The organism is Myxococcaceae bacterium JPH2, assembly GCA_016458225.1.
GTDB lineage: Bacteria > Myxococcota > Myxococcia > Myxococcales > Myxococcaceae > Citreicoccus.
Window position 1 is genome coordinate 95,959 of record JAEMGR010000041.1, and the last position, 26,753, is coordinate 122,711.

Sequence of the window (26,753 nt, forward strand, 5' to 3'; positions counted from 1 at the left end):
CAAGGCACCGGCTTGGGCGACCGAACTTCTTTCACCCTCTCCGGAGCGCCGCCCCCGTGGGGATCCGCCGTGAGCGGATCAGCGCCGCGAGCACGAGCAGCACGCCGGACAGCGTCAGCGAACCGCCCCCCGCGCTGCACCCCGTTCCCGCCGCCATGCCGCGCACCGGCCCCTCGCGCACGAAGACGGACGAGGGCACCGCGGACGCCGTCGCGGAAATCACCGGCACCGACTCAGCCACCACGCGCGTCCCCACCACGGTGCTCGCTCCCGAGGGCGCCGTCTCGGTGAGCTGTGGCCGCTCGCACACCTCGCCCGGCGGCCCGTACGCGCGGATCCGGAACGAGCTGCCCGCCTTGCCGGAGATGAGCGCGGCCAGCGAGTTGTTCCCCGCCAGCGCCACCGACTTGGCCACGAGCGCCACGCTCTGCTTGAACTCCGAGGGGTCCACCACGGGGTTGTTGGAGATCCACACCCAGCCGGACGTCGCGCGCTCGCCATTGAAGCCGTTGTCCACGCACAGCACGCCCTGCCCCGAGCCACCGAAGCCCAGCGACACCGCGTTGGGCTGCCCCGTGGTGCGCGCCACCTCCATCGAAGCCAGCAGCGGCCACGAGCCGGACAGCTGACACACCTGCTCCGGCGTCGCCTTCGCGTCGGGCGCGGGGTGACACTGGGGTTCGCGCGGGAGCTTGAAGCTGAAGGCGCGCACGTTGGAGTCGCCGTTCTCCGGCACGGCCCACACGACGTGCACCGTGCCATCCGACTCCACGCTCAAGTCCGTGAGGCTCTCGTTCGCGTCGGAGTCCGTCAGCCGGTAGAGCGTCTGCGTCTTCATGTCATACAGCACGATGTCGAAGTTGGGCGTCGGCGCCGTGGGGTCCTGCCGCTCGAAGGCGATGAGGTCCCCGCTGATGCTCGGGTTGGAGTCCGGGCCCGGCAGCGCGAGGCGCTGCTCGATGCCACCGCCCACCGGCTTCCAGTAGATGTCCCGCTCCGACACGCCGTTCACCGTGCGCGTGCTCGCGTAGACGATGACCTTCCCGTTGGTGTCGGGCTGCGACTCCTCGCCCTCGGCGCCCGTCACCTGGGTCGTCAGGTAGCCGCCCTTCGTGCTCGACGCCTGGTAGATGTCGCACTGCAGGCCGCGCGGATCACACTTCGTCCACACCACCACCGCGCCATCCGGGCTCACCGACGGGTCGCGATCCAACTGGAGATCATCCGTGAGCCGCGTCAGCGTGCCCTTCTGGAGATCGAACGCGGCGATCTCCGGCGCAATCGAGCTGCCGGTGTAGCCGAAGTCCTGCCACGACACCGTCGAGCCGCCGATCACCGCCGCGCGCCGGCTGCTGCCGACCTCGGGCGCCAGCTCCACCGGAGGGCCCTTGCTCGCCACATCGAAGGTGAAGATGGCGCTGGCGCTGTTCACACGGGTGAACACCACCGTGCTGCCGCTGATGTCCGACACGAAGTCGAACGCGCCGTTGTTGGGGATGCCCTCGTCCGCGCCGGACGTCAGGTCGTGAAACCGAATCTCGCTCGTGCCGCGTGACTCGCTGGTGTACGCGACCCAACCGCCGCTGACGTGGGGATCCGTCTGATCGCCCGGACCATTGTTGACGACAGTCGTGGTGCCCTGGAGGGACTGGTAGACCATACCCTCGGCGGATGCGAGCGCCGGAAGCAGGCCCATGAGAGTGGCGAGTGTCCGCAGCATCGGAAGCGACCTCCCGGTAGGACTCCGAGACGACGAACCCATGCCCGCACAAGGAACGGTGGGTCCGGGCGGTCCTTTCCCGGTGATCATCTCCCACGGCGGTCACGGCCGGCCGTACGTCAGGCCCCGCGGCTTTGCGCACCAGGACTTTCGTCCAGGATTGCCCTTGTACAGGAACGTCTTCGCACGAGTGTAGGGAGCCCTTCGACCAGGGGTCAAGGTGATTGCTCGTCCCCTGGCCGAGCAGGCTACGGACTTCCGCCCTTTGCAGACTTCCAGATGTCCTGGGTGTCTGGCCTCATCGCAGGAGGCGTCGTGTCCACGACGACGTCGTGTTTCTCCTCCTGTTTCGCGCCGCCCACGCCCACCGCGCGCACGTTCACGGTGTTGCGCCCCTCTTGGAGCACGACCTTCCGGGTGAAGCGACCTTCCGCATCGGGCGTGAGGAAGACGCCCTCGACGGCAACGCGGCTGCCGGGGTCCGTGCGGCCCGTGACGAGCAGCTCGCGCTTGCGTCGCTCGCGCTCCACGGGCCAGTCCACCTTCAGGAGCAGGCTGCTCGGCACGGGCGCGGGCTCGGTCGGAGCCTGACCCGGGCGGATCACGGACTGTTGTCCCGCGCGGACGATGACGACCTTGCCCTGGCCGAGCAGCGTCACTTCACCCTCGCGCGTGCCCACCGCCACGGTGCCCGCGCCGTTGTTGCTCATGGTGAACGTACCGGCGCCGGTGCGCGCCACGGCGTCGCTGCCGGCGGCCCGCACCTCGAACGTGTGGCGCTGTCCCGGACGCACCATCGCGGTGGCCATACCGTTGCCCAGCAAGATGCGCGACAGCGAGTCCGTCAGCTCCTCCACGGAGACCTCGGTGCTCGGCTCCAGGTGGACCTCCACGGACTCGTTGCCCAGGAGCACCACCGAGCCCCCTTCGAGCGTGCGCACCGCGTCCGAGGGATGCAGCGCCACACCGGGGCGCGCGGGCTCCCATGAGCCACCGCCGTGCCGCACTTCCACCGTGCCGGTCAGCTCGCCCACTTCCAGTTGAACGGGCTTCTTCTCCACTGGACGCGCCACGGGAGGAGGCGGCGGAGGAGGCGGCGGCGCGGGCGGCTCACGAAGGAATACGAACCACCCCACCGGCAAGGCGGCCAGGATCAGCACCAGTCCGAGCAGGAACAGGATGGGGCGTCGGGTGGGGGGAGCGGCCATTCGGGCGACCTCGTTACCACACTCGCACGCGCGTCACGCTCGGGGAAGTCGCACGGTGAAGCACGCGCCCTGCCCCTCTTCCGAGCGCACCTCCAAGGTCCCTCCCGCCTCGGTGACGATGCGCCACGCCACGCTGAGTCCCAACCCCACGTTGGACCACACATCCTTGGTGGTGAAGAACGGCTCGAAGATGCGCGGGCGGATGTGCGGCGCGATGCCCTTGCCCGTGTCCTCCACCTCCAGGATGCAGGCGCCGTCTCGCGTCCCGGTGCGCAGCGTCAGCTTGCGGGTGGGCGACTTCATCATCGCGGTGCGCGCATTGGACAACAGCGCCAGCACCACCTGCGACAGATGTCCCGGGTCGGCCTTCACGCGAGGCAGGCCCGCGGTCAGCTCCGTGTTCAGCTCGATGCCCTCGCCCCGCGTCTGGTTCTCCGTGAGACTCAGCGCGTCGCGAATGACGGCGTTGAGGTCCACCGGCCGCAGGTCCGCGCGCTCGCGCTGCTGAGAGAAGCGCAGCAGGTTCTGGGTGATCTCCTTGCAGCGCTTGGCGCTCTGCTCAATCTTCCGCAGCGTGTCGACATCGGGGTCCGCGACGCTGCGATCCAACAGCAGCAACTGCACGTTGCCGAGGATGCCCGCCAGCGGGTTGTTGATCTCATGCGCGACGCCCGCGCCGAGCTGCCCCACCGCGGCCAGCTTCTGCGCCTCCAGCAACTGCGCCTGGGCCGCCTTGAGGTCGGACGTCGCCTCGTCCACACGCGCGCGCAAGTCGTCGTTCCATCGCAGCAGCCGCGCGCGAGCGGCCTCCAGCTCCGCGCCCATGCGATTGAACGTGGAGGCCAGCGCGCTGAGCTCGTCGTGGCCGGACACGCGCACGCGGCGGTCCAGCTCGCCACGCCCGTAGGCCTCGGCGCCCGCCACCACCTCCGCCAACCGCAGGTTGACGCGTCGGGTGAAGAGCCCGCCCAGCACGAGCAGCACGCCCAGCGCCGCGCCCACGGACACCAGCACCGTGCGCCGCATGGCCCGCACCGGCGCGAGCGCCGCGGACTCATCCACCGCGACAATGACATCCAGCCCCAGCCCTTCGGGCACGCGCGCCACGCTCACCCGACGCGCGAGCGCCTCGACCCGAAAGCTGTGCGCCACCTCCGGGCCCACGCTCGCGCCGAGCACGCGCCCCAACTCGGGCTCGAGCGGACCCATCCGTCGCGCCGGATCCGAGCTGGCCAGCACGCGCCGGTCGCCATCCACCAAATCCAGGCGCGCCATCGAGTCCGCCGCGCGCCGCCGCAAGAGCGCCTCCAACTGGGTGAAGACGACCTCCGCGAGCGCGAACGGAGCCCCCTCGCCGTCCGCCAGCTTCACCGCCACGGCCATCGCGGCCCGACCACTGCGCGCGTGCACGTAGGCGCTGCCCAGCGCGGCCTGGCCCTTGCCACCTCCGCGCAGCGGCTGCACCGGCACGGAGCGAACGAGCTGCGTGAGGCCCGAAGGATCGAACCCGGGGTGCCCGCCCACGGACTGCTCGCGATACACCGCGTTGCCCAACGGATGCCCTTGCGCGTCCAGCTTGAGCACCGCGCTCACCGTGGGGGATTGACCGTACAAGAGCGCCAGGCCGCCCCGAGACTCCTCGGCGGTGGCGCGCTCCCAATCAATCATCTCCGCCGAGCGGGCCAGCCCGTTGACGACCTCCATCAAGCTGGTGGCGACGGCCTCGGCGGTGGCGGCGGCGAGCGCGCGGTGCTCGGCGTCGATGCGCGCGGCCAGCTCCGCCTCGGCGCGTGACAACAACAGGAAACCGACGGCGGCCAAAGGAAGCACCGTCGCGGCGAGCATGAAGAGGACCAGTTGCTGGTAGAGCCTCACCCGGCCACGGACTGTACCACCCGTTCGCGGTCATTCCGCAGGAAGACCGACCCGAGGATGGCCTTCGCCTGCTTCTTCATGTCCGCTGCCCGACGGGCCAGCTCGGCGTGGTCATGCGACACGCCGTCTGTCATCACCGCCACCACCGACACGCTCATGATGGGGAAGCGACGCTTCTCCCCGAAGCGATCCTCCGCTTCGATGTGGCCGCGCTCGCGATCCTGTCGGTCGTAATACAGCGGGATGATGCGGTCGAAGGTCTCGATGGTCCGCTGGCAGATGCGGTCCACGGACTCCGGCGAGGTGATGAAGACAAAGTCGTCCCCCGCCACGTGACCCAGGAAGTCTCCTGGCGCGCCCTCCTGCTGGAAGATCTCCCGCATCAGGTCGCCCGTCTGCCGCACCACGCCATCCGCCTTCGCGAAGCCGTAGTAGTCGTTGTAGGCCTTGAGGTTGTCCAGGTCGAGGTAGCAGAAGGCGAACGGCCGCCGCGCCGACAACCGCCGCTGCACCTCGCGCTCGATGGCGGTGGAGCCCGGCAACTGCGTGGTGGGCGACGACGACAGCTCCTGCTCCTTGCGGCGCAGCACACTCTCCACGCGAGCGCCCAGCTCCAGCGCGTCGAACGGCTTGGTGAGGTAGTCGTCCCCGCCGAGCTTGAGCGCGCGCACCTTGGAGGACGTCTCCGCCCGCGCGGAGATGAAGATGACCGAGATGTGTCCGCTGGCGCGCTCGGCCTTGATCTCTTCCAAGAAGAGGAAGCCGTCACCATCCGGCAGCGTCACATCCAGGAGGATGACGTCGGGCCGGCGCTCGCGCAATCCTCGGCGCGCCTCCTCGAGCGATGCGGCCACCGCGACATCGAAGCCGATGCCCTCCAGCACCTCGCGGCAGATGGAGGCGATCTTCGCGTCGTCGTCCACCACCAGCACGCGTCCATGCGGTGCGCCCGCGCTGCCGCGCACCAGCGAGTCCACCGTGGCCAGCAGCTTGTCCGCCGCCAGCGGGCGCACGAGGAACGCGTCGGCACCCGCGCGGAACGCCCGCTGGCGCTCGTCGAACGCGGAGGTGAGCAACAGCGGCGCGCGGCGCGTCTCCGGATCATGCCGGAGGATCTCCGCCAGCCGCAGCCCCTCCACGTCCGGCAGGCGCACGGACACGAGCACCACGTCCGGATGCGTGTTGCGCGCGGCGCCCAGTCCCTCTTCGGCCGTCACCGTCAGCCGGACGTCGTAGCCACGCGCGCCCAGCAGCGCCTTGATGATGTGACCGACCTCGGGCTCACCCTCGATGACGAGCACCTTGCCGCGCTTGACGTCGGTGGGCTTCGGCTGCGGGTTGATCTCCAGGGACTCCGCGCCCATCAACTCGTGCGGCGGCTCGGTGGGCAGCACCGCGATGAAGCGGACGCCATCCGGGCACGGCTCACACCAGATGCGCCCGCCGTGGGCCTCCACGATGTTGCGGCAGATGGCCAGCCCCAGGCCCGTGCCGCGCACGGTCCGATTGGCCGCGGTGCGCGCCTGCTCGAAGCGATCGAAGATGCGCTCCAGGCTGCTCTCCGCGATGGGCTCGCCGCTGTTCCAGCACGACAGCACCACGTAGCCTGGGAGGCTCGAGGTCGCGCGCAGCTCCACGCGCACCTCGCCGCCCTCGGGCGTGAACTTCACCGCGTTGTTCAGCAGGTTGTTGAGCACCTGGTTGATGCGGTTCGGATCCGCCACCGAGCGCAGCGGGTGCTGTGGCAGCACCGGCACCACGCGCACGCTCTTCTCACCGAAGGCGGGCCCGTACTTCTCCACCACGCGGTGCACCAGCTCTTCCAGGTACACCACCTCGAAGTTCATCCGCAGCCGGCCCTTGGCGAACTTCGACAGGTCCAGCAGGTCATCCACGATGCCGTTGAGCTTCTCCGTGGAGTCCTTGGCCAGGGACAGGTAGCGGCGCTGCCGCTCGTTGATGTCCCCCGCCATGAAGTTGAGCACCAGGTCCAGGGCGCCGGTGATGGACGTGAGCGGCGTGCGCAGCTCGTGGCTCACCATGGAGACGAACTCGTCCTTGCGCTCCTCCAACCGCTTCTGCTCGGTGATGTCGCGCAGCACCACGCACACGCCGCGCAGCGTGCCGCGCGCGTCGCTCACCGGGGTGACGGTGGTCTGCACGTGCCGCTCGAAGAGGACCACGTCCTCGCGCAGCACCTGGCTGCCGCTGTATTCCCAGCCGCGCACCAGTTGGAACGGCGCGAACCCCAGCCGCTCCTCCATCATCCGGCTGGTCAGCTCCGCGGGGTCCTCTCCCGCGCGCAAGAGGCGGCGCGCCGCGGGGTTCATCACCACGATGTCGTTCTTCTCGTCGGTGAGCACCACGCCGTCCGCCATGGACTCCACCATCCGCTCCATGCGGTGGCGGGCCTCCTCCTCGGCCGAGCGCAGCGACTGGATGGCGTCCGCCGTCTGATTGGCGAGCACGTCCAGGAGCACGCCGTCGTCCTCGGTGAAGACGTTGGGGCGCTGAGAGAAGAGCGACAGCATGCCCACGGGCCGGCCGCCGGCCATCAGGTTCACCGTGAGCTGGCTGGCGTAGATGGCGGGCGCGGTGGCGTCCTGCGTGGTGGTGCCCGCCACGCGGGTGATGACGCGGTCCTCGGGGAGCAGGAGCCCGCTGCTCTTGCGATAGGCGCCGAGCATGGACTCCTTGACGCCCAGGAGGGCCTGCTCGCCCACCGTGCCCATGCAGCGCAGCCGCAGCGATGCGCCGCGCGAGCCGTCCGGGGCAATGAGCGCCGCGCCGCAGTCGTAAGGCAGGATGCGCGCCACGGCGGTGAGCACGCGGTCGATGATGGCGTCGTAGCTGGCCGGATCATTCGCGCTCGCGCGGCTGACTTCGTACAGGACGAAGAGCGCTTCCACTCGCTGGTGGAGCTGCCGGAGCAACCGCTCCTTGTCGCGCTTGAGCTGGGCGAACTCCACCGCGTTCTTCACGGTGATGAGCAGGTCGTTCACGTCCCAGGGCTTGGTGACGTAGCGGTAGACCTGGCCCTGGTTGATGGCCGCGATGAGGTCCTCCGGGTCCGTGTAGCCCGTGAGGAGGATGGTCGTGACGTCGATTCCCTCGCCTCGCGCCGTGGTGACCAGCTCGATGCCCGTCATCTCGGGCATGCGCTGGTCCGTGACGAGGACGTCCACCGTCTCGCGCCGCAGCAGTTCCAACGCCGCGCGTCCGGAGGTGGCGGTGAGGACGCGGTACCGACGCGAGAACATCCGGGTGAGGATGTCCAGGACGTCGGCCTCGTCGTCGACGAAGAGCAACGTGTGGCGGAGATCGGACAAGGCGGCCAGAATTGTACGCTGAGTTCGTCACCGCTCCTCAACATGTGAGAAACGCGGACGTTGGGTGCTCACCCTGGGTGCGGGTGGCAGCACTGAACGCATTGACTCTACACGTATGTTCAGGGAGCATGGAGCACTGAAAGCTTGTTGCCTGGGTACTCGCACGTCCGCGTGCCCAGCGAGCAAGGGAGTGCGGCATGGAAGAGCTCACCGACCGCCAGCGCGAAATCCTGGCCTTCATCGTCAAGGAGACAGAGGTCCGCGGCTTCCCTCCCACCATCCGGGAGATTGGGGAGCACATGGACATCCGCTCCACCAACGGGGTGAACGACCACCTGAAGGCCCTGGAGCGAAAGGGCTACCTCAACCGGGGAGAGCAGCAGAGCCGCTCGCTGGTGCCGACCAAGCGGGCTCGCCTGCTCTTGGGGCTCGGGGTCCGCAAGGACGCCGGCATGGTCGAGATTCCCCTCTTGGGCAAGGTGGCCGCCGGTCTTCCGGCGCTCGCCCAGGAGAACATGGAGGACTCGGTCAAGATCGACAGCTTCCTCCTGGGAGGCGTCAACGGCCGCGAGGTCTTCGCCCTGCGCGTCAAGGGACAGTCGATGATTGACGACGGCATCTACGACGGGGACTACCTCTTCGTGAAGAAGACGCCGGCCGCGCAGCCTGGGGAAATCGTCGTGGCGCTCATCGAGGACGAGGCCACGGTGAAGCGCTACTACCCGGAGGGCGAGCGCATCCGCTTCCAGCCGGCGAACGCCACCATGCAGCCCATCTACGTGAGCCGCACGGACTTCCGCTCGACCATGATTCTGGGTCAGGTGGTGGGCGTGTACCGCAAGCTCCAGGGCGGGCGCGCGTAGCACCCGCGGGCGGGCGTCACGGACACTTCGTGACGCCGCCATCCCCCGCGGTCGTCACACGGGCACAGGCCGCCTTCTGGGTGGCCACGTCCTTCACGTCCTTCGCCATCCGCGCGGTGGTGAGCTGAAGCTCCACGTCCTTGGCGTGGTCCGGCTCCGCGCTGAGGCTGGAGAGGATGCGCAGCGCGTCCGCCTTGCGTCCCAAGGTGGACAGCAGGTTGGCCAGCTCCATCAGCTCGCGCACGTCCGAGCCGGAGACGGTGTCGAGCGCCAGCTTCAGCTCATCCTCGGCGGCCTTCCGGTCCTCGCGGGCGAGGTGCAGCCGGGCCAGCGCCACATGCACCACGGCGCGGTCCTTCACACGCAGGGACTCGCGATAGGACGCCAGGGCGTCGGCGGACTTGCCGAGCCGGGTCTGGATCTCCCCCACCAGCTCCCAGAGGGTCGGGTCGCGCGGCGCCTTGCTGGCAGCCTCGCGGTAGGCTTCGACAGCCTCGGGGAGGCGCGCGGCGCGGACCAGCTCATCGCCCAGCGTGGTGAGCAACTCCGCCGAGCGCACGCCCTGGTCCACGGCCTTCTTGGCGGTCGCGAGCACGTCCTCGTGACGCCCCTGCTTCGACAGCACGTCCACGGCGCGCATCAGCAGCGGGGACTTCTCCGCGTCCGGCGCGGACTCCGAGGCGAGGCGGAAGTGGCGGACGGCGTCGTCGGGCTGGTTGCGCTTGACGTCCAGCTCGCCGAGCTGCTCCAGCGCGTTGAAGTCGTGCGGGTACAGGGCCAGGGCCCGGCGCAGCGCGCTCTGCGCCTCGTCGACGCGGCCGAGCTGCGCATGGATGAAGCCCAGGCGGCTCCAGTTGGTGGAGCGCTTGGGGTCCATCTTCGCGGCGGTCTCGAACTCCTTGAGCGCGTCGTCGAGGCGGCTCATGGACAGGTAGACCTCGCCGCGCGCGGCGGGCAGGCGCGGATCATCCGGGAGGATCTGCTTCACCTCGTTGAACGAGAGCAGCGCGGCCTCGAAGTTGCCCTGGAGGTACTCGGCCGACCCCTTGATGTAGAGGCCCTCGGCACGGTCCTTCGGGTCGATGGTCGGGGTCTCGTTGCAGGCGGTGCTGGCCAGCAGGGCGAGGAGCGGCAGGGCGCGCAGACGCGGGAACATGGAGGCTCCGAAACTCAGAAGTGATACGCGATGCCAGCGTTGACGTCGAGGTTGAGGCCGTCACCCAGCCCACCGTCCGCGAGGCCAAGCACTGCCTGCGCCAGGTTGGTGCCCAGCTCGAGCTGGAGTCCGACGTGGCCCGCGATGAGGTACTCGGCGCCCAGGAAGCCCACGACCGTGGGCAGAGGGCCCGTGTTCTGGAAGATGCCGAAGTCGCCGAAGGACAGCTGCACGCCCAGGCCGAAACCCCAGTAGGGCCGCAGCGAGGACTCCAGGCGGTGATAGTGGCGCGCGCCCAGGACGCTCGGGAGGATGTTGATGCGTCCCTCGCGCCCTTCCCCATTCGAGCGCACCAGTGAGAAGCCCACCTGGAGAAAGCCTTGCCACTCGGGGTGGAACCAGTACCCCAGCTCCAGGTCCACGCCTGGGTTCAGGGACGCCAGCTTGTCGATGAAGCTGTTGTTGATGCGCAGCCCCAGCGTCAGTCCGCCGCCCGGCGCGGAAGGCGAGCCCCCCAAGAGCGGCCGAGCCACGGGAGCGCCGCCAGGATTGAGCAGCGCGGCGGACAGCTCGTCCGCGACGGCCTCGGCCATGCGCAGGAGCGCCGCGGTGTCGGACGCCTCGGCGCGAGGCTTGGCGAGGCTGCGTCCACTCACCGTGTCCATCAAGCTGGTGGTGAGGAGGAACTGACTGCCGAAGCGGTCGATGCGCCCGGTGACGACGTAGCGCGCGCCCACGAGTGAGGACAGCTCCTGGAGACAGCCACTGCCCTCCTTGCACGCATCGCCCAGGAGCTGGCGCTGGCGCTCGGCATCGAGGACGGCCTGGATGTCCCGCTGTCCCACGACGCGCAGGCGGGGGGACTCCGCGAGGCGACTGGCCACGAGCGAGGTGATTCCGGGCGCGACGTCGCGTGCGGCGGGGTTGGACTCGAGCGGCAGCATCGCCGTGGTCAACGGCTGTACGGCCTCGGTCGCTCCGGTGGCCTTGCCCGCCTCGTGAGTCTCCACGACAGGCGGAATGGATGGGGCGGCGGCGTGCTCCGGGCCAGAGGGACTGGACTCCTCGCCCTCCGGAGCAGCGGGCACGGACTCCGAGACGGGCTGGGGGGGAGCAACCCTCACGGGCGCCGGGGCAGGCGTCTCCGCGACGGGCGCTGGAGTCGATGCGCCCCGCGCCCAGGTGGGCACGGCCAAGATGGCGAGCAGGCAGACGGGCAGCGGGAGGAGGCGCGGCACGCGCGACACTCTACCCTCCCCCGGCCCGGCGCCCAGAGGGCGGTGGCGCACTCGCCACGAAATCGCTCGGTGAAAAAGGGGGCAGTAGGCTTGGGCGCCTTCTTCCGCCCGAACTCCCGTGACCACTCCCAGCGCTGTCTCCCGTCACTTGCCGGGGCTCGATTTACTTCGAGGCCTCGCGATTCTCCTCGTCATCACGTGGCACTACCCGAAGGGCGGGGCCCCCGACGCGTTCCTCACGCTCTCCAAGGTGGGTTGGACGGGCGTCGAGCTGTTCTTCGTGCTCAGCGGCTTCCTCATCGGTGGCCAACTCCTCGAGCCCGTGGCACGTGGAGAGACGCCGTCCCTGAGCCGCTTCTATCTGCGCCGCGCCTTCCGCATCCTGCCGAGCTTCTGGGTGGTGCTGGCCGTCTACCTGTTCCTGCCCGCGCTGCGCGAGCGCACCCTGGTGACGCCCGCGTGGCGCTTCCTGACCTTCACCCAGAACTTCGGACTGCACTTCAACGCGTTCTCCCATGCGTGGTCGCTGTGCGTGGAGGAGCACTTCTATCTGGTCCTCCCGCTGCTCGTGCTGGCGCTGCGGCGTGCTCGGGCGAGCCACGTCCTCGTGGGCTCCGGGGTGCTGATGGTGCTCGGGGCCGTGGTCCGCGGCGTCCTGTGGCAGCGCTTCTTCGCGAACGTGGAGGAGTCCGCTCCCGTGTGGAACGACTACGACACGCTGCTCTACTACCCGACCTATGCACGCCTGGATGGCCTCACGTGTGGCGTGCTGCTCGCGCTCGCGCGCGTGTACCGTCCCGCGCTGTGGGCCCGCGTCACCGGCACGCCATGGGTGCCTGGTGCGCTGGGCTTCGCGAGCCTCGCGCTGGCGGCCTGGGTGGGGGCGGATCGCGCCTCGTGGGAGTCCACCGTGTTCAGCTTCCCGCTGTACTCGTTGGGGTACTCCTGCGTGCTGGTGGCCCTGGCCAGTCCGGCGGCATCACGCATCCTCGGCCGCGTGCCGGGGCTCCAGTTCTTCGCGACGCTCGCCTTCACCATCTACCTCACGCACAAGATGGTGGTTCACGCCGTTCATGATGCGCTCGCGCCCCATGGGCTCGGGGCCTATGACGTCGTGACGGTCCTCGCGTGCGCACCCGCCATCCTCGCGACGGCGTGGCTCCTGCATCGGATTGTCGAGCGCCCCATGCTTCGCATGCGAGAGTCCTTCGAGCGCGCCGTTGGTCTCGCACGCCTGCCCCCACTTGGAACCCCTGCTTCCTGATCGAGGTCCCCATGTCCCCGTCCGCTGGTCGCTCCGCGTTCCTCTTCGCCCTCCTGGGGCTCGTGTGCCTCCTGCCCCGAACCGGCGGAGCCCAAGGAGCACCGCGTCCCCGGGCTCGGGACCTGGGCATTCCTTTCGGCGGGCAGTCGGGGCCGCTGGACGCCATCACGGACGTGCCCGGCGTGGAGGTCGGGCACGTCACGCTCAAGGCCGGCAAGGTGCGCTCGGGAGTCACCGCCATCTTCCCGCTCGGACGCGACGCGGTGGCGCGTCCGGTCTTCGCGGCGACGCACTCGCTCAACGGCAGCGGGGAGATGACCGGCACGCTGTGGATCAAGGAGTCCGGCCTGCTGTCGGGGCCGGTGATGCTCACCAACACGAACGGCATCGGCGCGGTGCGTGACGGCGTGATTGCGTGGGCGCAGCAGCGCGACCTCGCTTGGGACCTGGGCCTGCCCGTGGTCGCCGAGACATGGGACGGCTTCCTCAACGACATCGACAGCTTCCCCGTGAAGCGCGAGCACGCGCTCCAGGCCATGGACGCGGCTCGCCCCGGCCCCGTGGCGGAGGGCTCGGTGGGCGGCGGCACGGGGATGATCTGTCATGGCTTCAAGGGCGGCATCGGCACCGCCTCGCGTCAGCTCCCGGACGACGCGGGCGGATACACCGTGGGCGTGCTGGTGCAGTGCAACTACGGCAGCCGACGCCTGCTGTCCGTCGCGGGTGTTCCCGTCGGCGAGGAGCTGGCGGACCTGCTCCCCTGCTACACCGGCGATATCGCGCCCAAGGGCCAGTTCACCGCGAAGCTGCGTCCGTGCTCGCAGCGGGCCAGCACCGGAGCGCCCCTGCCCGAGGGCCAGGGCTCCATCATCGTCGTGGTGGCCACGAACGCGCCGCTGCTCCCGCATCAATTGGAGCGCCTCGCGCACCGCGTTCCGCTGGCCATCGGCAAGATGGGCGGGCTGGGTGAGAACTACTCGGGCGACATCTTCCTCGCGTTCTCGACGCAGGCCGCGAGCCCGCCCACCGGGGCACCGGTCGCGACCGTCAGCATGCTCGACCACGAGCGGATCAACCCGCTGTTCGAGGCCACGGTGCAGGCCACCGAGGAGTCCATCCTCAACGCGATGCTCGCGTCCGACACCATGACGAGCGCCCAGGGCACTCGTGTGTATGGCTTGCCCGTGGACCGTTTCGTCGGCGTGATGAAGAAGCATGGGCGCCTGAAGGACGCGCCCGCCCCGACGCCGCGTTGAGTCCGGCGCCACCGCGGCGAGGGCCGTTTGCTCGGCCCCGCGCGGCGTTCAGCACCGCCAGGGAGCGAGCGGCTCACACCGTCTCGCGCAATCCCTCCTGAAGCGACTCCAGCAGCCCGGGAGGGTCCCCCCTGCGAAGGGCCGCGATGCCGGCCTCGAAGTCCGCGCGAGCACCGACCCCGTCCCCAGCGCGAGCGCGCAGAACGGCCCGCGCGTGGAGCAGCTCTGCGTCCACTTCATCGCCCGCCTGCGAAGAGAGCGCCGCGCTGAGGTCCCGAATGGCCGCATCCACCTGCCCCAGCCGCGCCCGCGCTCCGGCCCGGCGCTGAAGCAACCAGGCGTTGCCAGGATCCTCCGCCAGCGCAAGCGTCCAATCCCGCTCCGCCTCGGCAAAACGGTCGAGCGCCTCCAGGGACTCCGCGCGCTTCATGTAGAGCACGAGCGGCTTGCGGAACCCTCCAGCCTCCGCGGTGTCGAAGCCCGCGACGGCCTCGGCGTGGCGCCCGAGCCGCGCGAGCATGAGGGCGTGGTGGAAGCGCGTCGCGAGATGGCCCGGCGCCAGCTCCAGCACGCGCTCGAACCACACGAGCGCCTCGGCCGGAGCCCGTCCCCAGACTCCGAGCGTCAGCGCCAGCTCGATGAGGACACGCACCTGGTCCGGATGTGCCTCGGCGAGCGCGCGGATCCGCCCGAGCGCCTGGGTGTAGCGCCCGCTGCGTCGGAGGCGATCCACCTCCCGCAGCGGCTCGGACAGCTCTCGTGGCCAGGCCTTGCGCCCGTTGTGCTCCATCGACTCGCGCTCCCAGGTGGATGCGAGGCGACTCGTTACCAGCCCCAGCTGCACACAGCCACCGTCGAGACGGGCCGCGTCGACCGGGGCGGGCCCCGCCGTTGGAGGCGGCGCGGGCCCCACCCCGGTGCACGGCGCCCGGTTCAGGCCCCCCGACCTGCTCCGGCCCCCCCGGCGTATCGAGCGATGTCTGTGCCCCCGGACCGCAACGGACGCGCGGAGTCGGGAGTTGATGGGCACATGCCACTGCAAGGACGGGGCCTCCACGAGTCCCGTGGGACTCGGAGGCCCGAGGGGTGGCTCCGTGGCGCCGGATGTCACAAAGCCAACAGTGGTGTTGCTCGAAAGGTCACAACCCGCCACGTGGCGCACCGCACCACCGCGTCCGCCGAGAACGCGCGAGCGTCCGAGCCGAACGCATGCCCGTGACGTTCGGGAGGGATGACGCGATGCGTGTGTCGGGGGATGTCAGCGACCGGACGACCTGAGCAGCCGAGTCAGCTCGCGATCCAACGCCGCGGCGAACTCCTGGCGGTCCTTCGCGGAGAAGCCGCTGGGCCCGCCTGTCGTCACGCCACTCTCACGCAGCTCCTGCATGAAGTTGCGCACGGAGAGGCGCTCCTGGACGTTCTCCTCGGTGAACAGCTCTCCGCGCGGGTCCAGCACCACCACGCCCCGAGGGACGAGGAGCGCGGCGAGCGGGATGTCTTGTGTGACGGCCAGGTCACCGGCCTCGGCCGTGGCGGCGATGTGGCGATCGGCCACGTCGAGCCCGGCGCCCACCTGCACGCTCGACACCCACTCGGAGCGCGGCAGGCCGAGCGGGCGGTTGGCCACGAACACGGCCGGCACCCGCAGGCGCTGAGCCGCCCGCACGAGGATCTCCCGCACGGGGCCCGGACAGGCATCTGCATCCACCCAGATTCGCATGAGCCTGTCATTGTCGCAGGGTTCCCCAAGACTGGGAGCCCGAGGAGGCCGCCCCATGCACAATCCCGAGACACCGCCGGACCCTTCGCCCGAGCCCTCCCTCGACACCGAGGCCCCCGCGGATGCCCCCCGCGTGGGAGGCGGCAAGGTGGACCTCGCCCTCGGCGTCCTCAACGGCGTGGTCGGGGACTACCTCCACGCGAACGACAACGGCCTCGCCATCTCCATGGCGCTGCACCATGAGGGCAAGCCCGTCGCGCTCACCCGCGAGGCGCTCCAGCGCGCCTATCCACGCTCGACGGGTCGGCTGGCGTTGTGGGTCCACGGCCTCGCGGTCACCGAGTCCATCTGGGCCTTCCCGGGCGACGCGACCCGCACGTATGGCGCGATGCTGGAGCGCGACGCGGGCCTCACCCCGCTCTACCTCCGGTACAACACGGGGCTCCACGTCTCCGAGAACGGAGCCGCCCTCGCGCGCCTGCTGGAGACACTCGTCACCGAGTTCCCCGTGCCCATCGAGGAGCTGGTCCTCGTGGGCTACAGCATGGGCGGGCTCGTGGTGCGCAGCGCCTGCCACGTCGCCGCGCGGGACTCACTGACGTGGCTCTCCCACGTGAAACAGGCGCTCTATCTCGGCGTACCCCACCTGGGCAGCCCGCTGGAGCGCGTGGGAAGCGCCGTGTCGTGGGTGCTGCGCGCCATCCCCAATGCCTATACGCGGCTGGTGGCGGACGTGGCGGACCTGCGCAGCAACGGCGTGAAGGACATGGGCTACGCGAACCTGCTGCACGAGGACTGGCAAGACGCCGATCCCACCGTGCCGCTCCAGAATCGCCGACACCCCGTTCCGCTGCTGCCGACGATCTCCCATCACCTCATCGCCGGCGCGCTGTCACGCGACGAGCGCAACTGGGTCTCGCTGCTCTTCGGCGACGGCGTCGTGCCCGTGTCGAGCGCGACCGGGCGCGCGAAGCCCGAGGATCGCAGCCCCGTCTTTCCCCAGGAGAACGTGAAGGTGGTGAACGCCATCGACCACGTGGCCATCGCGCATCACGAACAGGTGTATGCCCTCATTCGCGAGTGGTTCGCCCCGGAGGCCGCATGAAGCGCTGGCGAGGATTGAAGAACCTGGTGCAGGACGCCGTGGACCATGGCGCGACCGCCATCGAGGAGGTGCACCGCAACAGCGCGGCGACCCCGTTCCAGTTGCTGGAGCAGGTGCCCGGCCTCGAGAAGCCCGCGCGTGTGGCCCACGGCATTCATGACCTGGCCCTGTCCGGCTCGTACGGAATGGTTCGGCTGGTCACGCGACAGGTGGGCAAGGCGCTCGATCACGTGCTCGACGCGATCGACACGCCGTCCGAACCCAAGCCCTGAGGGCCATTACCTCGCGCGTCATCGCGGCACCTCGGCCTCCTGCGTACAAGACACCCATCGGCGCGACGGAAAAGCCCGCGCGCCGATGCGTGAACCCTGTCACCACCGAGGAGCCTCCCCATGACCGCCACCGAGCTGACGCAGATCATCGACCTCTACCTCGCCGCCTGGAACGAGCTGAACCTCGATCGCCGCGCGACGGTCATCGCCCAGGTCTGGGACAAGGAGGGCCGGCTCATCGATCCGCCCCTCGCGTCGAGCGGACACGCCGGCATCAGCGAGCACATCAGCGCGCTGCACTCCCAGTTCCCGGGGCACGCGTTCCGGCGCGCCAGCGGCATCGACTCGCACAACGGATTCGTCCGCTTCGCGTGGGAGCTGATGACGCCCCAGGGCACCGTGGCGATGACCGGCATGGACGTGGGCGAACTGACGCCCGAGGGCAAGCTGCGCCGGGTGACGGGCTTCTTCGGCCCGCTGCCTGAACTCACGAAGGCGTGAGCCCCGCGCTCAAGCGACGACGGCCGCCGCGAAGTGGACGTGATCGAACGCGCGGTAGCCGTCGCTCCGCCCCGCGAAGTAGCGCTCCTGGATGTCGGCGGGCGTGAGCTGCTCGCGCGCAGTCAGCCCCACCTCGCGCAGCAGCGCGGGCAGCTCCGCGGCATCGAGTCCCGTCCGCATCGGCTCGCCCGCCTGTCGCACCGCCGCCAACAACCGCTGCGCCCGTGTCGAGGCCCGCTCCGGCACGAAGGCCTCCGTCTCCAGATGATCGAACACCACCGTGCTGCCACGCGCCGCCACGGTGGCGATGGACCGCAGCGTCCGCAGCACGCTGTCGCGTGGCAGGTAGTACGTCACGCCCAGCCAACTGAAGAACGCGGGCACACGCGAGTCGAAGCCCGCCTCGCGCAGCACGTCCTCCAGCGCGTCTCGCGAGAAGTCGATGGGGACGAAGCGCAGCCGCGGGGGCTCGCGCCATCCCGCCCGCGCCACGCGGCGCCGCATGTCCGCCTGCGTGACGGGGTGGTCCAACGAGAACACCCGCACCTGTCGCGCGGACTCAGGGCACCGGTACGCGAACGTGTCCAGGCCCGCGCCCAGGATGACGTACTGCGCGATGCCCTCGGGCACCGAGGCCACCAGGAGCGACTCGGTGTAGCGCGCCCGAGACAGCGAAATGGAAGCGCCCAGCGCCCGCATCGAGCGAGCCAAGGCGACAGCCGGAGCCATCCCGGGCACCCAGTCCTCCGGCGCGAAGTACGCGGCCGCCGATCCCAGATGCTGACTGATTGTCGCCCACTCCTCGGGCGCGAAGAGCTGCTCCGCCAGGAAGTCATCGAAGATTCGGGGCGTGTCGTTCCGGGCGTGGTGCGCGCGGGTGAACGCACTGATCAGCGCGGTGACGCTCGGCGTGGATTCGCTCATGGGTCGGCTCCTCGGGAGCGCGAGACAGGCCTCGCGCATGCACCTTCGAGTAGCACCCGGGCTTCAGGCGAATCAACAAAACATCAATAATTTCGGCACCTTACAACAACAAGCCCCCTCCTGTCAATCCCTCGACGGGGCGGGCGCTCACGACGGCGGCATCGGCCCCAGGTAGTCGAGCGGCTCCATGGGCTTTCCGTCCACGCGCACCTCGAAGTGCAGGTGCGGTCCGGACGTCTTGCCGGACTCGCCCACGGTGGCGATGACCTGCCCCCGGCGCACCTTCTGCCCCGTGCGCACGCGCAGGTCGCGGTTGTGGGCGTACAGCGTGATGAGCTGCGCCGAGTGCTCGACGATGGCGATGAGTCCATAGCCCTTCTGCTCGCCCGCATAGAGCACGGTGCCTTCCTGCGCGGTCTTCACGGGCGTGCCCGCGGGCGCCGCCAGGTCCACGCCGTCGTGCGGCTCCTTGCCCTTCTTGCCGAACCGGCCGTACAGCACGCCCTTGAGCGGCCAGTCGAGCAGCCCTTGTGTCGCCACGCGCGGACGCGCGGACGCAGAGCCAGGACGTCCCGACAACACCCGGCCTCGCGCGGGCGGTGGATCCTCTCGCCGCGCCACCGGAGGTCGCGCACGACGCGGTGAGGACACCGGCGCGGAGCCCGGAGAGGAGAGCACCAGTTCGGGCTCCTCATCCGAGTCCACGTGTCCCGAGGACTCCATCTCCACCGGGCCGGACGCGGTGCCGGGGATGGTCAGCTCCTGCCCCACCGAGATCGCCCGCGCGTCGGAGATGCCGTTGGCCTTGGACAGCTCCTCCACCGTGAGGCCGTACGTCTTGGCGATGCGGTACATCGTCTCGCCGGGAGCCACGGTGTGGCGCATGGCCACCAGCTCGGGCTCCACGTGAGCGGGGCGCAGGGCGAAGGGCAGCGGCTCACCGGCCGCCTTCTTCCCCTTCCCCGCGCCCGAGCACTCCGGCGCCTCGGGGAGGACGCCGTCCCCCAACCCACTGGAGGCCCGGGTCCCCGCGCAGCCGCCGAGCAGCGCGGCCACGAGGAGGACCCGGAGCACGTGCTCCGCGCGGCTGGTGCCCCGTCTCGGCAAACTCAGGCACCGTCCGGGTCGTGCCGCTGGAAGCCATCCAGCGTCCAACTCGTGAGGCCCGCGATACGCCCGTGGTCGGTCAGGTCCAGGTGCAGCGGCGTCACCGACACGCGCTTGTCCAAGTGCACCGCGTTGCAGTCGCTGCCCTGGATGTCCTCGTGTTGGTAGTCCGTGCCGCCAATCCAGTAGTACTTCCGGCCGCGCGGATCCTCTTTCTCCACGACGTCGTAGCCGTAGGAGTGCCGGCCCAGCCGCGTGACGACGTAGCCGTCCGGCTCCACGCCTCCGGGGATGTTCACGTTGAGGAGCATCCGAGGCGGCAGCGGACGAGACAGCGCGGACTGCGCCAGCGACCGGGCGAAGCGCGCCGCGGGCCCGAAGTCGAACGGCCCCCGAGACACGAGGCTGAACGCAATGGCGGGCACCCCGAGCTGGGCCGCCTCCATCGCCGCGGCCACCGTCCCTGAATAGGTGACGTCGTCCGCCAGGTTCGAGCCGTGGTTGATGCCGGAGACCATGAGCTGAGGACGAGCATCCTTCAGCAGGTGCACCAGCGCCAGATACGAGCAGTCCGTCGGGGTGCCGTCCACGGCGAACCACCGCTCACGCACCTGTTTGATGCGCAGCGGCCGATGCAGGCTGATGGCGTGCGACGCGGCGCTCTGCTCGCGATCAGGCGCCACGACCCACACTTCACCCAAGGGACTGACGGCCTCGACGAGCGCCTGGAGTCCCTCGGAGAAGTAGCCGTCGTCGTTGGAGACGAGGATGCGAGGAAGAGGAGCGCTCACGGCTCACTTCTTCTTCTTGGCCAGGGAGCGCATCGCGCCCATGCCCGCGTAGCGCGCGCCCGCGCCCAGCTCCTGCTCGATGCGCAAGAGCTGGTTGTACTTGGCCACGCGATCCGAGCGCGACGCCGAGCCCGTCTTGATCTGCCCGCAGTCGAGCGCCACGGCCAGGTCCGCGATGGTGGTGTCCTCGGTCTCGCCCGAGCGGTGGCTCATGATGGACGTGAAGCCCGCGCGGTGCGCCATGCGCACGGCGTCGAACGTCTCGGTCAGCGTGCCAATCTGGTTCACCTTCACCAGGATGGAGTTGGCCACGCCGCTGGCGATGCCGCGCTCCAGCCGCTCCACGTTGGTGACGAACAGGTCATCGCCCACGAGCTGCACCTGGTTGCCGAGCGCGTCGGTGAGCTTCTTCCAGCCGTCCCAGTCGTCCTCCGCCATGCCGTCCTCGATGGAGACGATGGGGTAGCGCTCGGAGAGGCCGCGGTAGTAGTCCAGCAGGCCCTGGGCGTCGTACTCCTTGCCCTCGCCCTTGAGCTTGTACTTCTTGGACGCCTTGTCGAAGAACTCGCTGGCGGCCACGTCCAGCGCGAGGAACATCTGCTCGCCGGCCTTGAAGCCCGCCGCGTCGATGGCCTCCATGATGAGCTTGAGCGCCTCCTCGTTGGCCGGGAGGTCCGGGGCATAGCCGCCCTCGTCGCCCACGCCCGTGGCCAGCTTGCGCGCCTTGAGGATCTTCTTGAGCGCGTGGAACACCTCCGCGCCCCAGCGCAGGCCCTCGGCGAAGCTCTTCGCTCCGGCGGGCACCACCATGAACTCCTGCACGTCCACGCGCGTGTCCGCGTGCGCGCCGCCGTTGAGGATGTTCATCAGCGGCACCGGCAGCGTGCGGGCCTGCAGGCCGCCCACGTAGCGGTACAGGGGCAGCCCATGCGCCTCGGCCGCCGCGCGAGCACATGCCATGGACACGGCGAGGATGGCATTGGCGCCCAGCTTGGACTTCGTGGGCGTGCCATCCAGCTCCAGCATGAGGCGATCCACCGCCACCTGATCCGCCGCGTCCTCGCCGATGAGGGCCGGGGCCAGCGTCTCCAGCACGTGGGCGACGGCCTTGCGCACGCCCTTGCCCAGGTAACGGCCCTTGTCGCCGTCGCGGAGCTCAATGGCCTCGTGCTCACCCGTGGAGGCGCCCGAGGGCACCGCCGCGCGGCCCCGAGCCCCTCCCACCAGTTGAACCTCCGCCTCCACGGTGGGGTTGCCACGGGAGTCGAGCACTTCACGCGCCAGGATTTGAGCGATCTCAGTCATAGGCAGCCGGTTCTAGAAGGACATACCGGAGGGGGCAAGCACGCTCACGCGAGGGGCTGCTACACTGTCCACCCGCCGAATGCCTCCACCCAGTCGCCGCGCCCGCGCAGGGCCTGATCCACTCCCCGGGCGCCGGGGCCGAGGCGCCCTCATGGGCCTGGCCGTCGGCAACGCCCTGGCCATCCCCACCGCGGGCCGCGCGCTCTACGCCCCGGCCTTTCCCCAGCTCACGGACGGGCCCTATCAGACGCTCATGGGCGGCGGCCCCCACGCCCTGCGCAAGGGACAGGTGACGGAGCCCACCCAGCTGGCCGTCTGCCTGGGCCTGAGCCTGCGCGAACTCAAGCGCTACGACGCCCTGGACGCGCTCCGCCGCTATCGGGCGTGGCAGCCCCACGCCATCGCCGTCAGCGAGGCCATGAAGGAAGTGCTGGACGAGTGCCAGGAGTGCGCCCCCCCGCTGGTCCCCAGCGCGGGCCGGCGCATCTGGCTGCGCCGCTTCCGCAAGTCCACCGACGCGGGCGCGTTGGCGCGCACCGCTCCGCTCGGCGTCTACCTCGCTCGCAATCCCCCGGCGCGCACCCAGGCCTCGCTCGAGGACTCGGCCCTCACCCACTTCGCCCCGCTCAGCCAGCTGGCCTGCGCCGCCCTCAACGCGGCCATCGCCCACGCGATGACGGGCGGGAGCGACCTCCAAGCCGAAGACCTGATCCCCGCCGCGGAATCGGGCCTCTCCCTGGCCGGCGCCGCCCTGGGCCGCGCTGAGCCGGACGCCATCCAGGACGTGGCCGCCGCCGCCGCCGCGCTGCGGCAGGATCTGGAGCTGGCCCGCCGGGACGACCCACAGCTCTACGGCCCCGAGGTGCACCTGCACCGCCCGGCCCACCACGCGGTGCGCGCCGCCTTCCGGCTCGCCTTCTGGGAGCTGCTGCACGTGCCGTCGTGGGAAGGCGCGCTCCTGGACGTCATCCACCGGGGCGGCGACACCGAGGCCCATGCCGCTGTCGCAGGCGCCCTCCTGGGGGCCTTCCACGGCGACGAGGCCATTCCGCAGGACTGGCGCAGGATGGTGCTGGAGGTCCTCGCGCAGTCCCGCGGGCCCCTGTGGGACGTGTACCACCCGCGCCACCTCGTGACGCTGGCGCTCTAGTCCCTGGAAATGCGCGACGCCCGCGTGAGCGTCCCCGGGGACAGTCATCGCGGGCGTGGGTACACACCGAGGCCCTGGGGCCGCGGCGACTCGTTTCAGACGCAGAGGTCGATGACGACCACGCCGCGTGAGGGCTTCTCGTTCTCGGTATCCGTCTTCCGATGCGGCCGGTCCTCGGGCATCGGCAGCGGCAGCTCCGCCACGGGTCGCTCGTATTCCTCACGGCGCAACCGCTCGCGGCGCTTGATCTCTTCGATGATGAAGGCGTCGAGCATGGGTTCGGTCTCTCCCTCAGCCTACGTACCCCGATGTACGCCCGCCGTCCCGCCCCAATACCAGTTCCAGATGCGTCAGATGCAAATTAAGAACCCTGGTTCCTCTCTAGGCACGCCGGAGCCATCCTGCATGGTTGCCCGTCCGCCAACCGACATCCAAGCCAGGGAGACCGTGGCGAGAATGTCAGGGGCCGCGCAACCTTCTGCGGATTCTAATAGCGCCGTCGCGGCCCGCAAGCAGCCCAACCCGCAGGCAAAGCCCCGCGATTCGGGCAGGCCCCTTCGCGAAAAGGGGCCCGCCTGCACGCTCGCCGGACACCGGGGTGGGAACGACTCAGGGCGCTTCCGCGCGGCGCTTGAACGCGTCCAGCATCTTGGGCAGCGAGGTGTCCACGAGCGCGTTGACGATGGACTTGGGCACGAGGGCGCCCAGGGCCATCTCCACGTTGTACGTCGCGCGCGTCTTGCCCTCGCCCTCCGGCTCGAGCACCCAGCTGCCGCGGTTGTCCTTCATGACCTCGCCCTCGACGAAGGTCCAGGACATGCGGCGCGGGCGGTCCTCGGTGACGCGGATGGTGTAGCGGATCCGCTTCATCACCTCGACCTCGTAGTGCACGTCCACCGTGTTGCCCTGGCGCTTGGACGTGCTGACCTTCTTCACCTCCGGAAGGAAGTCCGGGTAGCGGTCGAAGTTCATGACGACGTCGAAGACCTTCTCGACGGGGGCATTGATGGTGATGGTCCGCGTGGCGCCAGCCATGGATGACTCCGGGATGCGAGGGTGTGGGACGGATTACAGAGCGTAGCCCGGCTTCTTGTCGAACTTGTGCAGGGACTGGATGAAGCGCACGGTGCTCGTCTTGCTGCGCATCACGACCGAGTGCGTCTCGCAGCCGCCGCCGAAGAAGCGCACGCCCTTGAGGAAGTCACCGGTGGTGACGCCCGTGGCGGCGAACATCACCTCGCCCTTGGCCAGCTCCTCCGCCGTGTAGATGCGGTGGATGTCCGTGATGCCCATCTTCTTCGCGCGCTCGATCTCCCCGGCGTTGCGCGGAACGAGCCGCCCCTGCATGTCACCGCCCGTGGCGCGGATGGCGGCCGCGGCGATGACGCCCTCGGGGGCGCCGCCGATGCCCATCAGCACGTCCACGCCCGTGCCCTCGAAGCACGTGGCGATGGCGCCGGCCACGTCACCGTCCTCGATGAGCCGGATGCGCGCGCCCGCGGCGCGGATCTCCTTGATGAGGTCCGCGTGGCGCTCGCGCTCCAGCACCATCACGGTGAGGTCCTCGACGTAGACCTTCATCCGCTCGGCGATGGCGCGGAGGTTGTCCGTGGGGCTCTTGGTGAGGTCAATGGCGCCCCGGGCGCGCGGACCGACGACGAGCTTCTCCATGTACGTGTCGGGCGCGTTGAGCAGGCCGCCCTGGCTGGCCATGGCCACGACGGAGATGGAGCCCGGCCGGCCGTAGGCGCAGAGGTTGGTGCCCTCCAACGGGTCGAGCGCGATGTCCACCGCGGGCGCGCCCTCGCCGCGCTTGCCCACCTTCTCGCCGATGTAGAGCATGGGCGCCTCATCGCGCTCGCCCTCGCCGATGACGACGGTGCCGTCGATCTGCAGCGCGTCGAAGGCGCGGCGCATGGCGTCCACCGCGACCTGGTCCGACTCGTTCTTGTTGCCGCGGCCCATGAGGCGAGCCGAAGCGATGGCCGCCATCTCGGTGACGCGCACGGCCTCCATTGCCAGGTTGCGATCCATTGTGGTGCTCCTCGTGTTTCAAAGAATCCGGTGGGACGTCGAGTTCGGAAGTCGCGGGGTCAAGCGTCGGGCGGCATCAACCGGGTGATGGCTTCGGGCATGCGGGTGGGCCGGCCGTCGCGCCCCACGCAGGCATGCATCGTGCGGCCCAGGCACAAGAGCTCCGGCGACTCCCCGTCGCGCAGCAGCTCGTAGGTGAACACGAGGGACGCGCGCCGCAGCTCGCTCAGCGACGTGCGGATGACGAGCAGGTCGTCATAGCGAGCGGAGGCCTTGTACTGGGCGCTCGCCTCCACCACGGGCAGCATCAGCCCGGAGCGCTCTATCTCTCGGTAGCTGCCACCGTGTGCGCGGAAGAACTCGCTCCGAGCGAACTCGAAGTAGCGAAAGTAGTTCGCGTAGTACACGACACCCATCTGGTCCGTGTCGCCGTAGATGACGCGCAGCCGTGCCTCGACCATGTGTGGGCCGCCCATATCAGGGAGCCCCGCCGTGTCCAAGGACGCCGGCCGTTTGATGGTGGCTTCTGACCATCCCCCTGCGCCCGTGGCTCTCGGCTGCTGGCCCAGCGCGCCTGAGACGCCGCACCGGGTCCCCCCACGAGGAGGCACCACGAAAAAACGCGCCGCCACCTCGAAGGGTGACGGCGCGTCTCGCGTTGAGTCGAGCAGAGCTCCAGGCGCTTCGAGCGCCCTACCCCTGCGATGCGGCGGCGCGCGGCTTGCGCGCGGACTTCTTCGCGGCGGAGATCTCCAGCGACAGGTCCATCGCGCGCGCCGAGTGCGTCAGCGCGCCCATGGACACGAAGTCCACGCCCATCTTCGCCAGCCGAGGCAGGCGCTCCAACGTGACACCGCCGGAGACCTCGAGCGGGACCCGGCCGCCCGCGAGCTTCACGGCCTCGCGAATCTGCGCGTCGTCCATGTTGTCGAGCATCACCACGTCAGCGCCCGCCTCGATGGCCTCGGTGAGCTGCTTGAGCGAGGTGACTTCAATCTCGATCTTCACCAGCCGAGGGCCGTGGGCCTTCGCGCGACGGACCGCCTCCGTCACGGAGCCGCCCACCGCCGCGATGTGGTTGTCCTTGATGAGGATGCCGTCGAAGAGGCCAAAGCGGTGGTTGGTGGCGCCGCCCAGCCGCACGGCCTCCTTCGCCAGTCCGCGCATGCCTGGCGGCGTCTTGCGCGTGTCGAGGACGAGGAGCTTCGAGCCGCGCACGGACGTCATCGCCTGCTGCGCCAACGTCGCGATGCCCGCGGCCCGCTGCACCAGGTTGAGGGCCGTGCGCTCGGCGGCGAGCAGGGAGCGAAGCCGACCGTGGACGCGCGCGGCGACCACCTTCGGCTTGATCTCCTCGCCGTCCCGCCGCAGCACCTCCACCTCCACCCGGGGATCGACCTTGTGGAAGACGCGGGTGAAGGCCTCCAGCCCCGCGAGCACCAGCTGCTCCTTGGCGAGCAGCTCGCCACTGCCCTCCGCGTCGGCGGGGACCAGGGCCAGGGACGTGACGTCTCCCGCGGCCCCCAGGTCTTCGTCGAGCGAGAGGTCGATGAGTCGATCGAGGTAATCCTGCTGCACGTCTCCTCCTACCTACGAGCCTTGCCGGTCCGGGCCGGTGACTTCCCGCGGTTGACCTTCTTCGCCACGGCCGTCTTGGCCGGAGCCTTCTTCGCCAGCTTCTTGGCCGGAGCCTTCTTCGCAGCGACCTTCTTCGCGGACGCCTTGCCCGACGCCTTCTTGGCCGCGACCTTCTTCGCAGGCGCCTTGGCCGAGCCCTTCTTCGCCGCGACCTTCTTCGCAGGCGCCTTGGCCGAGCCCTTCTTCGCCGCGGCCTTCTTCGCAGGCGCCTTGGCCGTCTTCTTCGCCGCGGCCTTCTTCGCCGGCGCCTTGGCCGTCTTCTTCTCCGCGACCTTCTTCGCGGGCGCCTTGGCGGCC

At 69.8% G+C, this 26,753-nt stretch carries 24 protein-coding genes and 1 pseudogene; 7 read left to right on the top strand and 18 right to left on the bottom strand.

The annotated features are described in order from the left end of the window. Positions 1 to 31 precede the first annotated feature (31 nt). From JGU66_34165 to JGU66_34180, 4 genes and pseudogenes are all read right to left on the bottom strand, one after another. Positions 32 to 1,862: pseudogene (locus JGU66_34165) on the bottom strand (hypothetical protein). 106 nt (positions 1,863 to 1,968) lie between these two features. Beyond that, positions 1,969 to 2,928: a FecR domain-containing protein gene (locus JGU66_34170; GenBank protein MBJ6765828.1), complete on the bottom strand. Its 960-nt coding sequence runs from the start codon at positions 2,926 to 2,928 to the stop codon at positions 1,969 to 1,971. 33 nt (positions 2,929 to 2,961) lie between these two features. Then, entirely contained in the window at positions 2,962 to 4,803 is a 1,842-nt protein-coding gene (locus tag JGU66_34175) for a HAMP domain-containing protein (GenBank protein MBJ6765829.1), read from the bottom strand. Next, positions 4,800 to 8,132 (bottom strand): response regulator, encoded by a 3,333-nt coding sequence (locus tag JGU66_34180; protein MBJ6765830.1) that lies wholly within the window; start codon positions 8,130 to 8,132, stop codon positions 4,800 to 4,802. Before JGU66_34180 ends, JGU66_34175 begins: the two co-directional genes overlap by 4 nt. A 197-nt stretch (positions 8,133 to 8,329) precedes the next feature. Between JGU66_34180 and lexA the strand changes: the two genes are divergently transcribed. Then, positions 8,330 to 8,995, top strand: coding sequence for a transcriptional repressor LexA (lexA, locus tag JGU66_34185; protein ID MBJ6765831.1), 666 nt, complete (start codon positions 8,330 to 8,332; stop codon positions 8,993 to 8,995). 16 nt (positions 8,996 to 9,011) lie between these two features. Here the strand turns inward: lexA and JGU66_34190 are convergent, their stop codons facing one another. Together JGU66_34190 and JGU66_34195 are read right to left on the bottom strand one after the other, a co-directional pair. Beyond that, positions 9,012 to 10,151, bottom strand: a complete 1,140-nt coding sequence (locus JGU66_34190) for a tetratricopeptide repeat protein (protein MBJ6765832.1) — start codon at positions 10,149 to 10,151, stop codon at positions 9,012 to 9,014. A 14-nt stretch (positions 10,152 to 10,165) separates the two neighbouring features. Then, entirely contained in the window at positions 10,166 to 11,389 is a 1,224-nt protein-coding gene (locus tag JGU66_34195) for a hypothetical protein (GenBank protein ID MBJ6765833.1), read from the bottom strand. A gap of 148 nt (positions 11,390 to 11,537) precedes the next feature. Between JGU66_34195 and JGU66_34200 the strand changes: the two genes are divergently transcribed. Next, positions 11,538 to 12,653 (top strand): acyltransferase, encoded by a 1,116-nt coding sequence (locus JGU66_34200; GenBank protein MBJ6765834.1) that lies wholly within the window; start codon positions 11,538 to 11,540, stop codon positions 12,651 to 12,653. 11 nt (positions 12,654 to 12,664) lie between these two features. Then, positions 12,665 to 13,909, top strand: coding sequence for a P1 family peptidase (locus tag JGU66_34205; protein ID MBJ6765835.1), 1,245 nt, complete (start codon positions 12,665 to 12,667; stop codon positions 13,907 to 13,909). 73 nt (positions 13,910 to 13,982) lie between these two features. Here the strand turns inward: JGU66_34205 and JGU66_34210 are convergent, their stop codons facing one another. Both JGU66_34210 and JGU66_34215 read right to left on the bottom strand, forming a co-directional pair. Beyond that, positions 13,983 to 14,699 carry a tetratricopeptide repeat protein gene (locus JGU66_34210; protein MBJ6765836.1) on the bottom strand — a complete coding sequence of 239 codons (717 nt, stop codon included), beginning with the start codon at positions 14,697 to 14,699 and terminating at the stop codon, positions 13,983 to 13,985. A gap of 468 nt (positions 14,700 to 15,167) precedes the next feature. Then, a complete protein-coding gene (locus JGU66_34215) occupies positions 15,168 to 15,629 on the bottom strand; it encodes a YaiI/YqxD family protein (protein ID MBJ6765837.1) in 462 nt (153 codons plus the stop codon). 55 nt (positions 15,630 to 15,684) lie between these two features. Between JGU66_34215 and JGU66_34220 the strand changes: the two genes are divergently transcribed. The 3 genes from JGU66_34220 (at position 15,685) to JGU66_34230 (ending at position 17,507) form a co-directional block, all read left to right on the top strand. Then, positions 15,685 to 16,734 (top strand): alpha/beta hydrolase, encoded by a 1,050-nt coding sequence (locus JGU66_34220; GenBank protein ID MBJ6765838.1) that lies wholly within the window; start codon positions 15,685 to 15,687, stop codon positions 16,732 to 16,734. Further along, positions 16,731 to 17,006 (top strand): hypothetical protein, encoded by a 276-nt coding sequence (locus JGU66_34225; protein MBJ6765839.1) that lies wholly within the window; start codon positions 16,731 to 16,733, stop codon positions 17,004 to 17,006. Before JGU66_34220 ends, JGU66_34225 begins: the two co-directional genes overlap by 4 nt. A gap of 120 nt (positions 17,007 to 17,126) precedes the next feature. Beyond that, positions 17,127 to 17,507 (top strand): hypothetical protein, encoded by a 381-nt coding sequence (locus tag JGU66_34230; protein ID MBJ6765840.1) that lies wholly within the window; start codon positions 17,127 to 17,129, stop codon positions 17,505 to 17,507. 9 nt (positions 17,508 to 17,516) lie between these two features. Here the strand turns inward: JGU66_34230 and JGU66_34235 are convergent, their stop codons facing one another. The 4 genes from JGU66_34235 to eno all read right to left on the bottom strand — a co-directional run bounded on the left by JGU66_34235 (position 17,517) and on the right by eno (position 21,634). Next, positions 17,517 to 18,431: a class I SAM-dependent methyltransferase gene (locus JGU66_34235; protein ID MBJ6765841.1), complete on the bottom strand. Its 915-nt coding sequence runs from the start codon at positions 18,429 to 18,431 to the stop codon at positions 17,517 to 17,519. Between the two features lie 147 nt (positions 18,432 to 18,578). Then, a complete protein-coding gene (locus JGU66_34240) occupies positions 18,579 to 19,538 on the bottom strand; it encodes a M23 family metallopeptidase (GenBank protein MBJ6765842.1) in 960 nt (319 codons plus the stop codon). Between the two features lie 2 nt (positions 19,539 to 19,540). Beyond that, positions 19,541 to 20,329, bottom strand: a complete 789-nt coding sequence (gene surE / locus JGU66_34245) for a 5'/3'-nucleotidase SurE (protein ID MBJ6765843.1) — start codon at positions 20,327 to 20,329, stop codon at positions 19,541 to 19,543. A 3-nt stretch (positions 20,330 to 20,332) separates the two neighbouring features. Continuing rightward, complete coding sequence (gene eno, locus JGU66_34250) at positions 20,333 to 21,634, bottom strand: phosphopyruvate hydratase (GenBank protein ID MBJ6765844.1); 1,302 nt, start codon at positions 21,632 to 21,634, stop codon at positions 20,333 to 20,335. A 79-nt stretch (positions 21,635 to 21,713) separates the two neighbouring features. Between eno and JGU66_34255 the strand changes: the two genes are divergently transcribed. Then, entirely contained in the window at positions 21,714 to 22,784 is a 1,071-nt protein-coding gene (locus JGU66_34255; protein ID MBJ6765845.1) for an ADP-ribosylglycohydrolase family protein, read from the top strand. Between the two features lie 95 nt (positions 22,785 to 22,879). Here JGU66_34255 and JGU66_34260 read toward each other — a convergent pair whose 3' ends face one another. The 6 genes from JGU66_34260 to JGU66_34285 all read right to left on the bottom strand — a co-directional run. Then, positions 22,880 to 23,059, bottom strand: a complete 180-nt coding sequence (locus JGU66_34260) for a hypothetical protein (GenBank protein MBJ6765846.1) — start codon at positions 23,057 to 23,059, stop codon at positions 22,880 to 22,882. A 334-nt stretch (positions 23,060 to 23,393) separates the two neighbouring features. Then, a complete protein-coding gene (locus tag JGU66_34265; protein ID MBJ6765847.1) occupies positions 23,394 to 23,819 on the bottom strand; it encodes an SRPBCC family protein in 426 nt (141 codons plus the stop codon). A 33-nt stretch (positions 23,820 to 23,852) separates the two neighbouring features. Beyond that, positions 23,853 to 24,818, bottom strand: coding sequence for a class II fructose-bisphosphatase (gene glpX / locus JGU66_34270; protein ID MBJ6765848.1), 966 nt, complete (start codon positions 24,816 to 24,818; stop codon positions 23,853 to 23,855). A gap of 59 nt (positions 24,819 to 24,877) precedes the next feature. Next, the gene (locus JGU66_34275; protein ID MBJ6765849.1) at positions 24,878 to 25,279 is read right to left on the bottom strand and encodes an acyl-CoA thioesterase; all 402 of its coding nucleotides are present in this window, start codon (positions 25,277 to 25,279) and stop codon (positions 24,878 to 24,880) included. Positions 25,280 to 25,511: 232 nt separating this feature from the next. Then, entirely contained in the window at positions 25,512 to 26,396 is an 885-nt protein-coding gene (gene nadC, locus JGU66_34280) for a carboxylating nicotinate-nucleotide diphosphorylase (GenBank protein MBJ6765850.1), read from the bottom strand. A gap of 8 nt (positions 26,397 to 26,404) precedes the next feature. Further along, the coding region (locus JGU66_34285; GenBank protein MBJ6765851.1) for a hypothetical protein at positions 26,405 to 26,753 on the bottom strand (349 nt) is incomplete at its 5' end.

What these genes read in the sequence shown, in the direction of transcription:
- lexA (MBJ6765831.1), top strand. Translation starts at nt 8,330, where the DNA reads ATGGAAGAGCTCACCGACCGCCAGCGCGAAATCCTGGCCTTCATCGTC.
- JGU66_34170 (MBJ6765828.1), bottom strand. Translation starts at nt 2,928, where the DNA reads ATGGCCGCTCCCCCCACCCGACGCCCCATCCTGTTCCTGCTCGGACTG.
- JGU66_34230 (MBJ6765840.1), top strand. Translation starts at nt 17,127, where the DNA reads ATGACCGCCACCGAGCTGACGCAGATCATCGACCTCTACCTCGCCGCC.
- JGU66_34220 (MBJ6765838.1), top strand. Translation starts at nt 15,685, where the DNA reads ATGCACAATCCCGAGACACCGCCGGACCCTTCGCCCGAGCCCTCCCTC.
- JGU66_34235 (MBJ6765841.1), bottom strand. Translation starts at nt 18,431, where the DNA reads ATGAGCGAATCCACGCCGAGCGTCACCGCGCTGATCAGTGCGTTCACC.
- JGU66_34255 (MBJ6765845.1), top strand. Translation starts at nt 21,714, where the DNA reads ATGCCTCCACCCAGTCGCCGCGCCCGCGCAGGGCCTGATCCACTCCCC.
- JGU66_34260 (MBJ6765846.1), bottom strand. Translation starts at nt 23,059, where the DNA reads ATGCTCGACGCCTTCATCATCGAAGAGATCAAGCGCCGCGAGCGGTTG.
- eno (MBJ6765844.1), bottom strand. Translation starts at nt 21,634, where the DNA reads ATGACTGAGATCGCTCAAATCCTGGCGCGTGAAGTGCTCGACTCCCGT.
- JGU66_34215 (MBJ6765837.1), bottom strand. Translation starts at nt 15,629, where the DNA reads ATGCGAATCTGGGTGGATGCAGATGCCTGTCCGGGCCCCGTGCGGGAG.
- glpX (MBJ6765848.1), bottom strand. Translation starts at nt 24,818, where the DNA reads ATGGATCGCAACCTGGCAATGGAGGCCGTGCGCGTCACCGAGATGGCG.
- JGU66_34210 (MBJ6765836.1), bottom strand. Translation starts at nt 14,699, where the DNA reads ATGGAGCACAACGGGCGCAAGGCCTGGCCACGAGAGCTGTCCGAGCCG.
- JGU66_34225 (MBJ6765839.1), top strand. Translation starts at nt 16,731, where the DNA reads ATGAAGCGCTGGCGAGGATTGAAGAACCTGGTGCAGGACGCCGTGGAC.
- JGU66_34205 (MBJ6765835.1), top strand. Translation starts at nt 12,665, where the DNA reads ATGTCCCCGTCCGCTGGTCGCTCCGCGTTCCTCTTCGCCCTCCTGGGG.
- JGU66_34190 (MBJ6765832.1), bottom strand. Translation starts at nt 10,151, where the DNA reads ATGTTCCCGCGTCTGCGCGCCCTGCCGCTCCTCGCCCTGCTGGCCAGC.
- JGU66_34265 (MBJ6765847.1), bottom strand. Translation starts at nt 23,819, where the DNA reads ATGGCTGGCGCCACGCGGACCATCACCATCAATGCCCCCGTCGAGAAG.
- JGU66_34275 (MBJ6765849.1), bottom strand. Translation starts at nt 25,279, where the DNA reads ATGGTCGAGGCACGGCTGCGCGTCATCTACGGCGACACGGACCAGATG.